The sequence below is a fragment of the Acidipropionibacterium timonense genome (assembly GCF_900605005.1).
In the GTDB taxonomy this organism is placed as follows: domain Bacteria; phylum Actinomycetota; class Actinomycetes; order Propionibacteriales; family Propionibacteriaceae; genus Cutibacterium; species Cutibacterium timonense.
Window position 1 is genome coordinate 1,953,191 of sequence record NZ_LR027558.1, and the last position, 12,717, is coordinate 1,965,907.

10 protein-coding genes are annotated in these 12,717 nt (G+C 69.3%); 3 read left to right on the plus strand and 7 right to left on the minus strand.

Annotation, left to right across the window (positions count from 1 at the left end; genetic code table 11):
* Nucleotides 1-16 precede the first annotated feature (16 nt).
* Complete coding sequence (gene glmS / locus E0E30_RS09240) at nt 17-1,864, minus strand: glutamine--fructose-6-phosphate transaminase (isomerizing) (RefSeq protein WP_130866019.1); 1,848 nt, start codon at nt 1,862-1,864, stop codon at nt 17-19.
* Nucleotides 1,865-2,133: 269 nt separating this feature from the next.
* On the opposite strand from glmS, the gene E0E30_RS09245 reads away from it, so the two are divergent.
* Nucleotides 2,134-3,162, plus strand: a complete 1,029-nt coding sequence (locus E0E30_RS09245) for an esterase/lipase family protein (RefSeq protein WP_130866020.1) — start codon at nt 2,134-2,136, stop codon at nt 3,160-3,162.
* A gap of 78 nt (nt 3,163-3,240) precedes the next feature.
* Nucleotides 3,241-4,224, plus strand: a complete 984-nt coding sequence (gene coaA / locus E0E30_RS09250) for a type I pantothenate kinase (RefSeq protein ID WP_130866021.1) — start codon at nt 3,241-3,243, stop codon at nt 4,222-4,224.
* 12 nt (nt 4,225-4,236) lie between these two features.
* On the opposite strand, the gene E0E30_RS09255 is transcribed toward coaA, so the two are convergent.
* From E0E30_RS09255 to E0E30_RS09280, 6 genes are all read right to left on the minus strand, one after another.
* Nucleotides 4,237-5,025: a hypothetical protein gene (locus tag E0E30_RS09255; protein WP_130866022.1), complete on the minus strand. Its 789-nt coding sequence runs from the start codon at nt 5,023-5,025 to the stop codon at nt 4,237-4,239.
* Nucleotides 5,025-6,377: a phosphoglucosamine mutase gene (glmM, locus tag E0E30_RS09260; RefSeq protein ID WP_130866023.1), complete on the minus strand. Its 1,353-nt coding sequence runs from the start codon at nt 6,375-6,377 to the stop codon at nt 5,025-5,027. Before glmM ends, E0E30_RS09255 begins: the two co-directional genes overlap by 1 nt.
* A 331-nt stretch (nt 6,378-6,708) precedes the next feature.
* Nucleotides 6,709-7,227: a 30S ribosomal protein S9 gene (rpsI, locus tag E0E30_RS09265; protein WP_130866024.1), complete on the minus strand. Its 519-nt coding sequence runs from the start codon at nt 7,225-7,227 to the stop codon at nt 6,709-6,711.
* A gap of 20 nt (nt 7,228-7,247) precedes the next feature.
* Entirely contained in the window at nt 7,248-7,691 is a 444-nt protein-coding gene (rplM, locus tag E0E30_RS09270; RefSeq protein WP_130866025.1) for a 50S ribosomal protein L13, read from the minus strand.
* 351 nt (nt 7,692-8,042) lie between these two features.
* Nucleotides 8,043-11,357: an endo-beta-N-acetylglucosaminidase gene (locus tag E0E30_RS09275; RefSeq protein WP_130866026.1), complete on the minus strand. Its 3,315-nt coding sequence runs from the start codon at nt 11,355-11,357 to the stop codon at nt 8,043-8,045.
* 117 nt (nt 11,358-11,474) lie between these two features.
* Nucleotides 11,475-11,885, minus strand: coding sequence for a YccF domain-containing protein (locus E0E30_RS09280; RefSeq protein WP_130866027.1), 411 nt, complete (start codon nt 11,883-11,885; stop codon nt 11,475-11,477).
* Between the two features lie 106 nt (nt 11,886-11,991).
* On the opposite strand from E0E30_RS09280, the gene E0E30_RS09285 reads away from it, so the two are divergent.
* A complete protein-coding gene (locus tag E0E30_RS09285) occupies nt 11,992-12,711 on the plus strand; it encodes an ABC transporter ATP-binding protein (protein WP_167853923.1) in 720 nt (239 codons plus the stop codon).
* The last annotated feature ends 6 nt before the right edge of the window (nt 12,712-12,717 follow it).

Consider the following 12,717-nt stretch of genomic DNA (forward strand, 5'->3'; position numbering starts at 1 on the left):
AATCCTGACACCGTCCTCACTCGACCGTGACGGACTTCGCCAGATTGCGGGGCTGGTCGACGTCGTGGCCCAGGGCAGTGGCCAGCTCCAGGGCGAAGGCCTGCAGCGGGACCGTCGCGACGAGCGGCTGCAGCAGGGTGGAGCAGCGCGGCAGGGCGAAGAGCGTGTCGGCGAAGGGACGCACCGACTCGTCCCCCTGCTCGGCCAGGACGATGGTTCGGGCACCTCGCGCCCGGATCTCCTGGATGTTGCTCACGACCTTGTCGTGCAGCTGGTCGCGGCCCTGCGGCGGGACGATGACGAAGACCGGGGTACCCTCCTCGATGACCGCGATGGGGCCGTGCTTGAGCTCGCCGGCGGCGAACCCCTCGGCGTGCATGTAGGCGATCTCCTTGAGCTTGAGCGCGCCCTCGAGGGCCACCGGGTACCCGACGTGGCGGCCGAGGAAGAACACCGCCTGCTCGTGCACGGCCATGGTGCGGGCCAGCTGGTACACCGGCTCGATCCCGTCGAGGACCGACTGGATGGCGTCGGGCATGGCCTCGAGCTCGGTCATGATGGCGCGGATCTCGTCGCCGTACTTCATGCCGCGCACCTGGGCCAGATAGAGGCCCAGGAGGTAGCAGGCGACGACCTGGGTGAGGAAGCCCTTGGTCGAGGCCACGCCGATCTCGGGACCGGCGTGGGTGTAGATGACGGCGTCGGACTCGCGCGGGATGGTGGCGCCATTGGTGTTGCAGATGGCGATGACCTTGGCCCCCTGCTCGCGGGCGTGCCGGATGGCCATGAGGGTGTCGGCGGTCTCGCCGGACTGGGAGATCGTGACGACGAGGGTCATGGGGTCGATGATGGGGTCGCGGTAGCGGAACTCGCTCGCCAGCTCGACCTCGCAGGCCACCCGGGTCCAGTGCTCGATGGCGTACTTGGCGACCATGCCGGCGTAGAAGGACGACCCGCAGGCGACGATGACGATCTTGTTGATCCGGCGCAGGTCCTCGGGCGAGATGCGGACCTCGTCGAGCACGAGCTCACCACGATCGGACCAGCGCCCGAGCAGGGTGTCGGCCACGGCCCGGGGCTGCTCGAAGATCTCCTTGCGCATGAACCAGTCGTGGCCCTGCTTCTCAGCGGCCGACAGGTCCCAGTCGACGTGGTACGGGTGGGCCTCGGACGGATTCCCGGCGAAGTCGGTGACGGTCACCGCATCAGGGGTGATGGTGACGACCTGGTCCTGGCCGAGCTCGAGGGCGTCCCGGGTGTGCTCGATGAAGGCGGCAACGTCCGAGGCCAGGAAGTTCTCCCCCTGTCCGACGCCGACGACCAGGGGCGAGTTGCGCCGGGCGGCGACGACGGTGTCGAGCTCGTTCGGGGTCACCGCGACGAGGGTGAACGCCCCCTCGAGACGGGAGGCGACGGCCCCCATGGCCTGCTGGAGGGTGCTGCCTCCGGCCAGCTCACGGGCCAGCAGGTGTGCCGCGACCTCGGTGTCGGTGTCGGAGCGGAACTCGACCCCCTCGTCCTTGAGCTCGGCGCGAAGGGCGGCGAAGTTCTCGATGATGCCGTTGTGGACGACGGCGACCGAACCGTCGGCCGACACGTGGGGATGGGCGTTCTCGTCGGTCGGGGCGCCGTGGGTGGCCCATCGGGTGTGACCGATGCCCTGCCGGGACGCCGGCAGCGGGTTGGCCTCCAGTTCGGCCTCGAGGTTGGTGAGCTTGCCGGCCTTCTTGGCCCAGTGAAGACCGCCGTCGGCGACGACGGCCAGTCCTGCTGAGTCGTACCCGCGGTACTCGAGGCGTCGCAGTCCCTCGATGATGACGTCCTCAGCCTGACGCTGGCCCACATAACCCACAATTCCGCACATGGCAAGAAACGTACAGGACGGGTGAGCGTTTCGTCCAAACACGCGCCGGCCAGGCGTGGCGGTCCGTCGACACCGGCCACTCCCTAACCCGGTGACACCCGTCCTGTCCAGCGATCACCGATCGGTTGCACGAACTTCACCACCAGGACCACGACTCATGGACGTTCGCTCAAATACCCGGAACGCCCTTGGCTGACCGGTCGGTTAAGTGATGGCATCGAGACACGCGCCCCACACCGAAGCGGGGCACCGACAGAGGAGACTCACCGATGAGATCGACCAGAATCCGCAGAGCACTCCTGGCCGCCGTCACGGCGACCGCGACGATCATCCCCCTGGCGGTCAGCACCGCGACCGCGTCCGCCGCGACCATCTCCCCCGACGCCCCGGGAGGCGTGGCCGCCCCACACAGCCCCGACGGGGTGCCCTCGAACGGGACGGGACCCATGTACCGGACCTGGCCCATCGCCTCGTCGTACTCCCACCAGCACCCCGGGGCGAACCCGAGAGGCGCCAACGACTTCACCTGCCGTCCCACCCCGGGGACCCGACCGGTCGTGCTCGTGCCCGGAACCGGTGAGGATGCCTTCGCCACGTGGTCCTACTACGCGCCGATGCTCCACGATGCCGGCCTGTGCGTGTTCACCTTCAACTACAACATCATGACCTCCCCCGACCGCGAATGGGCCGCCACGACCGGCGACATCCGTTCCACCGCGGCATTCCTCGCCCACTTCGTCGACAAGGTCCGCACCGCCACCGGGTCGGACCGGGTCGACCTCGTCGGCCACTCGCAAGGCGGTGGCCCGCTGCCGAGGGCCTACATCAAGTGGTACGGCGGAGACCGTGCGGTCAATCACCTCATCGGACTCGTCCCGTCCAACAAGGGCACGACGGTCTACGGTCTGGCGACGCTCATCGGCCTCGACCGGCCGGGCAGCCTGAGCGTCACAGCCCTCCAGGACTACGCCGACAAGCACAACTACGAGTCACTGCCCCAGCAACTCGCCGGTTCCTCGTTCCTCGGTGAGCTCAACGACGGCGGGATGACCGCCGCCGGCGTCCGCTACACCGTCATCAGCACCAGGTACGACGACGTCGTCACGCCCTACACCAACGCCTTCATCCACGAGGACGGGGTGACCAACATCACCATGCAGAGCGTGTGCGCCAAGGATCACACCGACCACTTCGGGTTCACGTACGACCCGGTCGCCTTCCAGGTCGTCCTCAACGCGCTGCTGCCGGACAGGGCCACGAAGGTGACCTGCGTCTACGTGCCGGGATACATCCAATGAACCTCCGACCCCACCGACAGCGGCCCCCTCCGCTAGAGTCGGGCCAGTCCGAGCCTGTACATCGAGGTGCCTCCACGCATGATCCTGACCCCGTCCCACCCGGTCGACGACGACAACACCGAGCCGGGTCCGTTCATCGAGCTCAGCCGTCAGACCTGGGCCGACCTGGCCGACAGCACGGACATCGACATCGACGACGCCACCCTCGACCGCATCCGGGGCCTCGGTGACCCGACCGACCAGGTCGACGTCGACGAAGTGTACCGGCCGCTGACCCAGCTCATCCACCTGCACTGCATGCACACGGGGGCGCTCTTCGACGCGTCGAACTCGTTCCTGGGGCTGCAGCAGCATCAGATGCGCCGCACCCCCTTCGTCATCGGGATCGCCGGCTCGGTGGCCGTCGGCAAGTCGACCGTGGCGCGTCTGCTCAAGGAACTGCTGGCCCGATCGCCCCGGCGTCCCCAGGTCGACCTCGTCACCACCGACGGGTTCCTCCACCCCAACGCCGTGCTCGAGGAGCGCGGCATCCTCGACCGCAAGGGATTCCCCGAGTCGTACGACCGCAAGGCTCTCCTGCAGTTCGTCGTCGACGTCAAGTCCGGTGAACCCGAGGTGAGCGCCCCGGTGTACTCCCACGTCGAGTACGACATCGTCCCCGGTGAACGTCGGGTCGTGCGGCACCCGGACATCCTCATCATCGAGGGGCTCAACGTCCTGCAACCGCCACGACTGCGACACAACGGGACGATGGGTCTGGCCCTGAGCGACTTCTTCGACTTCTCGGTGTACATCGACGCCGACGAGGCCGACATCATGCGCTGGTACATCTCACGGTTCCTGGCCCTGCGTCAGACGGCGTTCACCAACCCGCGGTCCTTCTTCGGCGACTACGCCAGGCTTCCCGACGACGAGGCCGCCGAGGTCGCCAAGTCGATCTGGCGACGGATCAACGCGCCCAACCTCACCCAGAACATCCTGCCGACCCGGGGGCGGGCGACGGCGATCCTGCACAAGGGCCCCGACCACGAGGTCCGCAACGTGTGGATCCGCAAGATCTGAACGGTCCGAGGCTCAGGGGCAGGGCGTCGCCGGCAGCACCGGGTGGTCCCCCGCCAGACGCGACACCGCCTCGGCCCGGTCGGCGGGCCCGAGCACGACGTGCAGGTGGTCGGGCGCGGCCACGACGACGGGCGCTCCGGCCAGCTCCGGAGCCAGCTGGGCGACGGCCTCCGGCCCGAGGAGCAGCCACGACGCGGTGAGCCAAGACGGGGAGGTCACCTCGACGACGCCATCGGTGAGGGTCGTCGAGACGCCCGTGGCCGCCAGGTCTCGACGCAGCCCCGCCAGACCCGACGACCACGCGGCCTCGAGGTCGAGATCAGCGACCGCGGCGTCGTTGAGCAGACCGAGCCCCTCGTCCCCGTCGAAGGCCAGGACGACGACCGTGACCTCCTGCCCGTCCACCTCCCCGGCCGGCAGGTCACCGGCGAGTGAGAGGGGACGGGCATGGCGGAACGACCGTCCGGCGCGCTCGGTCGGCGGCAGGATGCGCACCACCCCGTGCTCGGCCATGGAGGCGTCGGTGATGAGGGTCGCCCCGTCGAGCAGCGACCTCACCTGGCGGGTGACGACCTCGTCGACGACGTGAGGCCAGTCCCGTCTGGCCAGGTCGGACACCTGGGTGGCGGCGCTGGCCAGGTCGAGGTCACCCAGCGGGGTGGAGGCGATCTGCGCCCCGACGGTGGCGTCGACCCCGAGGGCCGCGAGGGTCTGCTCGACGAGCTCGCGCAGACGCCGCGCCCCGGCGACGTCGAGCATGGGCAGGGCGTCGTCGGGGCGCGATCGGGAGAAGAGGGCCATCAGATGGCCAGCCGGTCCTTGACGATCCCGGCCAGACGCTGGCAGATGGAGTCGGCCTCGTCCTGGGTGGCGGCCTCGACCATGACGCGGACCAGCGGCTCGGTGCCCGACGGACGCAGCACGACGCGGCCGGTGTCGCCGAGGGTCTGGTTCGCGTCGGCGACCGCCTTGTTGACCTCGGGGTCCATGCCGGCGCGCAGCTTGTCGACCCCGCGGACGTTGATGAGGGCCTGCGGCAGGCGGGTCATGACCGAGGCGAGCTCCTGGAGCGACTTGCCGGTGCGAGCGACGCGCGCGGCCACGTGCAGCCCGGTGAGGACGCCGTCGCCGGTGGTGGCGAACTCGCTCATGATGACGTGGCCCGACTGCTCGCCGCCGAGGGAGAACCCGTTGGCGTTCATCGACTCGAGGACGTAGCGGTCCCCGACCTTGGTCTGGTCGACGTGGATCTCGTGCTCACGCATCGCCAGGGTGAGGCCGAGGTTGCTCATGATCGTCGCGACGACGGTGTTCGAGGCGAGTCGATGGTCCTCCTGGAGGGCCAGGGCCAGGATCGCGAGGATCTGGTCGCCGTCGACGAGGTTGCCCTCGTGGTCGACGGCCAGGCACCGGTCGGCGTCACCGTCGAAGGCGAAACCGAGGTCGGCATGGTTGGCGAGGACCGCGGCTTGGAGCTTCTCCGGGTGGGTGGAGCCGGCGCCGTCGTTGATGTTGATGCCGTTGGGTTCGTCATGGATGGCGATGACCTCGGCGCCCTGGGCACGGAACGCCGTCGGGGCGGTGTGGAAGGAGGCGCCGTTGGCGGTGTCGAGAACGATCGTGAGCCCCTTGAGGGCCTGCTCCTGGCGCAGCGAGCGCACCAGGTGGTCGATGTAGGTCTTCACGGCATCGGCGGAGTACTGGATGCGTCCGACCTTCTCACCTGTGGGACGCTGCCAGGGCTCACCCATCCGCTGCTCGATGGCGTCCTCGAGATCGTCGGCGAGCTTGACGCCGCCGCGCTGGAAGAACTTGATGCCGTTGTCGGGCATGGGGTTGTGGGAGGCCGACAGCATGACACCGAGGTCGGTGCGGAACTCGTTGACGAGATAGGCGGCAGCCGGGGTGGGGATGACCCCGACCCGGATGACGTCGACCCCGGCGCTGGCCAGACCGGCGCAGACCGCGGCCTCGAGGAACTCCCCCGAGGCGCGGGGATCGCGGGCCACGAGGGCCGTCGGCTGGCGATGCCCGAAGGCTCCCGCCTCGCCCAGGACGTGGGCCGCCGCGACCGACAGGTCGAGGGCCAGTTCGGCGGTGAGGTCCTGGTTGGCCACACCGCGCACACCATCAGTTCCGAAAAGTCGTGCCACGGGCGACCACTCTACCGGTCCGCTCATCACCGGTGAGCGAGTGGTGCTCTTCGGGTCGGCCGACCACTTCCGGCTCCGGCTGACCGCAATGTGTCACCGGAGCCTCCCATCGTGGGGTTCGACATCGTCGTCGGGTGTTCTGCGCCACATTGCAGTCATTCGCGTCAGGGATGGGCGTCGAGATCCCACCGACCCGCCACGGGGCCCGGACCGACACCCCTCCCGGAACGCACAGGGCCCCCGAACACACTGGGCCCCGGAACACACTGGGCCCCGAACACACAGGGGGCGACCCCGAAGGGCCGCCCCACTGGATGCGAGAAGGTTCGGATCAACGCTTCGAGTACTGCGGAGCCTTGCGGGCCTTCTTGAGACCGGCCTTCTTGCGCTCCTTGACGCGGGCGTCGCGGGTGAGCATCCCGGCCTTCTTGAGGGCCTTGCGGGAGGCCTCGGCGTCGATGGCGTTGAGGGCCCGGGCGATGCCCAGACGCAGCGCACCGGCCTGACCCGTCACGCCGCCACCCTCGATGCGGGCGATGACGTCGTAGGCACCCTCGACACCGGCGGTGCCGAAGGGCTCGGAGACGATCTGCTGGTGGACCTTGTTGGGGAAGTAGTCCTCGAGGGTCCGACCATTGATCTTCCACTCACCGCTGCCCGGGACGAGGCGGACGCGGGCGATGGCCTCCTTGCGGCGGCCGGTGGCCTGACCGGGGGCGACGACGGCGGGACGCTCCGACTCGCCGGCGGCGACGGCCGGGTTGGAGTCGGTGCGGTAGGCGATCTCACGGTCGCCCTCGATGAACGGCTGGACCTCGGTCTCGAGGTTCTCGTTGACGGTGTCAGTCACTGTTCCCAATCCTTCTGCGATCACTGGGCGATCTGGGTGATCGCGTAGGGCTGCGGCTTCTGGGCAGCGTGCGGGTGCTCCGGGCCGGCGTAGACCTTGAGCTTGCCGAGCTGCTGACGCGAGAGCTTGTTCTTGGGCATCATGCCCCACACGGCACGCTCCACGGCGCGACGCGGGTCCTTGGCGAGCAGGTCGCCGATGGAGATCGTGCGCAGACCGCCCGGACGGCCGGAGTGGTCATGACGCAGCGACTTGTGCGCCTTGTCGCCGGTGACGTGGATCTTCGACGCATTGATGACGATGACGAAGTCGCCGGTGTCGATGTGCGGGGCGTACTGCGGCTTGTGCTTGCCACGCAGCAGGGTGGCGGCGGTGGTGGCCAGACGACCCAGGACGACGTCCTGCGCGTCGATGACGTACCAGTTCCGCGTCACCTCGCCGGGCTTGGGGCTGTAGGTGGTCACAGGTACCTTCTCGAAAGTCGTGTCCCCTCGCGGGGACCTGGACACCCGGACCGGGCGGTTCGGGCAGTGCATCGGAGCACGCGCTGGGCGCGTGAACGCAATGGGCTCCCGGGCAGCTCCTCCTCGACGGCGTCGTGCGCAGACGCCGGGGACCGGCCACCGCATCACGACATCGACGTGTCGGACAGTCGGAGCGGCCGCGGCGGCCGACTCCCGTTTGCTCGAGGGCAACAGGAGCACTGTACACGCCCGACTCCCCCGGGTCGAATCGGGCCTCGTCGCGGCCCTTGGGGTCAATGGCCGGGGGCCGGACACCGCGGTGTCCGGCCCCCGGCCATGGGTCGTCGCTCGTCAGCAACCGGTGTGCGGCAGCCTGGGCGGACGCATTCCCTCCGGGGCGGAGGCGCTGGACCGCGGGGTCGAGGGTGCAATCGACGGGAGGTCAGCGGGGGCCGAGGTGGACGGCGTCGCCGCCCCGGTCGGGGTGACCGTCGGCGTGGCGCTCGACCCCGGGGTAGGGGTCGGGGTCATCGTCGGGCCCGGCGTGGGCGTCGGAGTCGGCGCCGCCGTCACCTCGATGGCGATCTCCTGGGTCGCCGTGTTGCCGAACAGATCGGTCGCCTCGAGGACGACCTTGTGGGTCCCGGTCGACGCCGGCGTCCCGGACAGGGTGCCGCGAAGGGTCGTCAACCCGTCGCCGTCGAGCCCGTTGCGCCACTGGAGGCCGTCGGGCAACTCACCACGGATCCGCCAGGTCAGCGGGGCGCCGCCGGCGACCGACACCGTCACCGGCTCGAGCGCCTGCCCCGCGGTGATCCTCTGGACGGCCTTCCCGGTGACGGTGAAGGCCGGCTTGGTGGTCACGGACACCAGGTCGTTGTCCTTGACCGCGAAGCGCTGGGTGGTCGAGTTGCCGGCGTAGTCCGAGACCGTCATGACGAGGGTTCCGTCCGCCGACGGGAAGGCGTGGAAGGCCGTCGGGTCATCGGTCGTCGGGTCGGCTCCCCATCCGCCTCGCACCGACCCGCCCCGGCGGATGCTCGTGATCTTGGTCGAGGAGCCGTCGGCCCCCTCCCAGGCGATCGTCAGTCCGTACCAGTCCGGCGAGGTGAGGTTCCTCATGTGGAAGCCCGACCGGTCCTTCTCCACGACGATGTCGTCGAGGGTGACCGGCGCGGCGAACGAGTCGTGGGTGCGTCCGCGGTGGCTCAGCCCCTGACTCTTCCCGGCCGAGACCGTGAGGTCGTAGGAGTACCCCTCCCTCACCGGGACCGGGACGTGCGCGGCCCCCTTGGAGCAGGGCACCTCGAGGCCGTACGGCTGGTCGTCGATGACGCCTTCGGCCACCTCGACCAGACGGACGTCGACGCGACAGGTCGCCCCGGCCGACCCCTTGGCGTCCCAGGTGACGTCGAGGACCCCGGGTCGAGCGGCGTCGGACAGCAGCTTGGACGCCGTCGGCGCCTCGGCGACCTTGATCTTCCGCGGCTGGGCCGAGTAGTCGTAGCTCACCGTGGTGGGCGCCGACAGCTGCCCGTCATGGCCGACGGCACGCACCGCGAAGGTGACCTTGCCGGTCGTGTCGGGCACCGCCTTGATGTAGGCCAGATCCGTGTACCCGGAGGCCAGATGGACCTTCCGGCCGCTGGGTCCGGTCGACTCGACGACGTAGCCGGCGACCTCGGAGAACGGAGCGGTCTTCCACGACAGGACCGCCTGCCCGTCGTCGTAGACCTTGTCGAGGTGGACCGACCCGGGCGCCGACGGCGCCGCGGACCCGTCGCGCACCGAGAGGGACCCGATGTTCATCTGGTAGTCGGTGGCGGCATCGAAGCTCAGGCCGATCGTCGAGATGGTGCGGCCGGCGAAGCGGCCCAGGTCGAGGGTCGAGGTGTGCCAGTCACCCTTGGCCCGGCTGTCGGGGACGTCGACGGTCACCACGTGGCCGGGATCATCGGCGAAGACGAGGGCGGCCTTCATGACGGCGTGGTCGTCCGAGCTCTTGCGGAAGGTGATGGGCATGGTGGTCCTCGCCGTCACCGCCAACCGGCTCTTGAAGAGTCGCAGCGTCGTCGGCTTGCTCATCGACCCGTGCACGACGAGGGAGGACCCGCCCTGCCAGGCCCCGACCTGCGCGTAGGGCAGGGTGACCGGTGCGCCGTGGACGTCCTTGCGGCTCTCGGCGGGGCCGTAGTCGAAGTCGACCGACGGTCGTGAACCCTCGGTGTCGATCCACCACTGCCAGCTCGGCAGGATCGACTGGGAGTCCATGTCGGTCCACGAGCTCGCGTTCGACACCCGTCCGCCGGAGAACCACTGCATGCCGTGCCCGGTGTTGAAGTCGGTGTGGAACCGGCTGCCGCCGATGACCGATCGCGCCGGCGTGAAGTCGGCGACGCCGACCCAGGACGAGGAGTCGGCCACCCCGACCTCCGGTCGGGCATGACCCGGATGGGACCCGGTGTCGAGGGGATTCGACGTCACTCCCGAGAAGTACATCCGCTCACGCTCGGAGACCATCCACTGGTACGGATCCTGCTGGAAGACGGGGACGTCCTTGCTCGCACCCTCGGGCTTGATGGCGTCGGCCAGCCCTCGCTGGTACATGTCGCTGGGCGTGAAGAGGGCGACGGAGGCCTTGGGGCTGTGGTTCTGGGCCGAGGCGTAGAGCCTGGGCAGTCCGGTGGCGGTGGGGTGCTTGCCACTGAACCCCGCCTGATTGGCCTCGACACCGAAGAAGAGCGACTGGTGCGGGTCGTACCCGTCGGCCTTGGCGGCCTCGACGGACCGGTCCTGGGACCCCGGCCAGTTGTAGTTGAGGAAGACCGAGTTCATGATCCTGCCGTGGTCGAGCAGGCCGGCCTTGGAGGAGGACCACGTGCCCGAGGAGTTCGTGTACCACTGGGTGTAGAGCCCCTTGGAGGTGAGGTAGCTCATGAATGGCTTGAACCGGGCGTCCTGGAGGCTGCCCTCCTCCTCATTGAGGAAGAATCCGTCGAAGCCGAAGTACCTGGCCATGTCGACGAGCTTCTCGGCGATGATGTAGCCGTCGGACGTCGGGTCCTTGTCGAACGCCTCCTTGAAGGTGAGCCCGGGACGGAACGCCGGGTCGAAGTAGATCGTCGCGATGGACTTGACGCCGTTGCGGTGGGCGGCGTTGGTGTAGGCCGGGTTCGGGATGTCGACGATGCCGAACTCGAAGTTGCGGGTCCGCCAGTCGCTCGTGGCCGGATCGTAGAGGGACTGCGGGGTGCGAGCCGTGGCCGCTCCGTGCCAAGGGCTCCAGTAGTCGGCGTACTGCCAGAAGTTGAGGGCATTGTTGGCGAACCCGGTGTTCGAGCGGAAGTTCCCGAAGAACGAGTTCCCGTAGTCCCCCTGCATGAGCATGACCTCGGCCTTCCCGTCGAGATCCGGCCTGGCCTGGGTGGTCGGGTCATGGGCGATGCGCTTCTGCAGCGGCACCTGTGCCCGCAGCTCACGCGCGAAGGGATCGGTCCGAGGGTTCCACGTCCGGATGTCCTGGAGGCGATGACCGGCATTGCGCGGCTGGGCGGACGCGAGCGCGTTGTCCCCGACCGGGGCGACGCTGTCGTCGGCCCAGGCCGGGACGGCCAGGCCGGCGAGCCCCACGAGGGCGGCGACGCCGGCTGCGAGTGGTCGTTTCATGGTGGTCCTTTCGACGGTGAAGGCGCGACCACGATAAACCGTTTTAGTACGAGTGGGTGAACGGTTGCGGGCAAAGCGCTCAGCCCGACCGATCACATCGGCCGGGCCGGCGTCCGGTCAGATCGAGTGCAGTGGCCGGGCGTCCGGGCGCAGCGAGGACCGTGGGACGATCTGCTTGCCGAACGGGACGCAGGACACCGGGATCATCTTGAGGCTGACGACCGCATTGGCCAGGCCGACGATGGTGATCGACTGGGCCAGGGCGGCGGCGAGGTGCGCCAGGGCCAGCCACCACCCCGCGACGAGGAACCAGACGACGTTCATGACAGCGCTCCCCGCCCCGGCACCGGGCTTGTCGACGACGGCCGAACCGAAGGGCCACAGCACGTACCGCGCCATCCGGAAGGAGGCCACGCCCGCCGGAATGGTGATGATGAAGATGCACGCGACGACGCCGGCGACCACGTAGGCCAGGGCCAACCAGAAGCCGCCGAGCAGCAACCAGATGATGTTGAGAACAGTACGCACGGTGCCTCCTCGGGCCGACCTCGTGGACCCGGTGCGGCCCACCCCCGGATCGACGCACGACGTGTCCGACAGGTTCCCGCGTCCACCCGGCCCCTATCCTTCGACCATGACGACGTCCACCGACCCCCGCCCGCGCCGCGCAGCCGCTGACTGCCCGGCGCCGCTGTCGACCCATCGGCTGGGCATCGTCTTCGAGCGGCCGCAGGCGCCGGACCTCCACATCGTCGACGACCTCGACCTCACGGTGCGCTCGGGGACGATCGTCTGCCTGGCAGGCCGGTCCGGGTCGGGAAAGACCAGCCTCCTGCGGTGCTGCGCCGGTCTGCTGCGGCCGACCTCGGGAACGGTCGAGTGGTCGGGGCGCGAGATCACCTCGATGAGCCCGTCGGCCCTGGCCATCGCCCGGCGGTCCGCACTCGGCTACGTCGACCAGTCGAACCCCTGTCTGGACGGGCTGAGCCTGCTCGAGAACGTCCTCCTGCCGGCCGTGCCGTTCACCCGCGGGGCGTCGGGTCGTCGGGAACGACCACGGTTCCGGGAGCGGGCGATGGCCCTGCTGGCCGACGTCGGCCTCGACGCACAGGCCGACCACGACGCCGCCGTCGCGTCCGGAGGCGAGCGTCAGCGCACGGTCATCGCCCGCGCCCTCCTCACCGAGCCGGCGGCGCTCGCCGTCGACGAACCGACAGCCTCCCTCGATCGGGCCAGTGCGGACCGGGTCATCGACGCCCTGCGCACCGCCGCCGCCAAGGGAACCGCCATCCTCGTCACCTCGCACGACCATGCGGTCATCGAGGCGGCGGACTCGGTCCTGGCCCTCGACTGAACCGAG

What these genes read in the sequence shown, in the direction of transcription:
- glmS (WP_130866019.1), bottom strand. Translation starts at nt 1,864, where the DNA reads ATGTGCGGAATTGTGGGTTATGTGGGCCAGCGTCAGGCTGAGGACGTC.
- E0E30_RS09245 (WP_130866020.1), top strand. Translation starts at nt 2,134, where the DNA reads ATGAGATCGACCAGAATCCGCAGAGCACTCCTGGCCGCCGTCACGGCG.
- coaA (WP_130866021.1), top strand. Translation starts at nt 3,241, where the DNA reads ATGATCCTGACCCCGTCCCACCCGGTCGACGACGACAACACCGAGCCG.
- E0E30_RS09255 (WP_130866022.1), bottom strand. Translation starts at nt 5,025, where the DNA reads ATGGCCCTCTTCTCCCGATCGCGCCCCGACGACGCCCTGCCCATGCTC.
- E0E30_RS09275 (WP_130866026.1), bottom strand. Translation starts at nt 11,357, where the DNA reads ATGAAACGACCACTCGCAGCCGGCGTCGCCGCCCTCGTGGGGCTCGCC.
- E0E30_RS09285 (WP_167853923.1), top strand. Translation starts at nt 11,992, where the DNA reads ATGACGACGTCCACCGACCCCCGCCCGCGCCGCGCAGCCGCTGACTGC.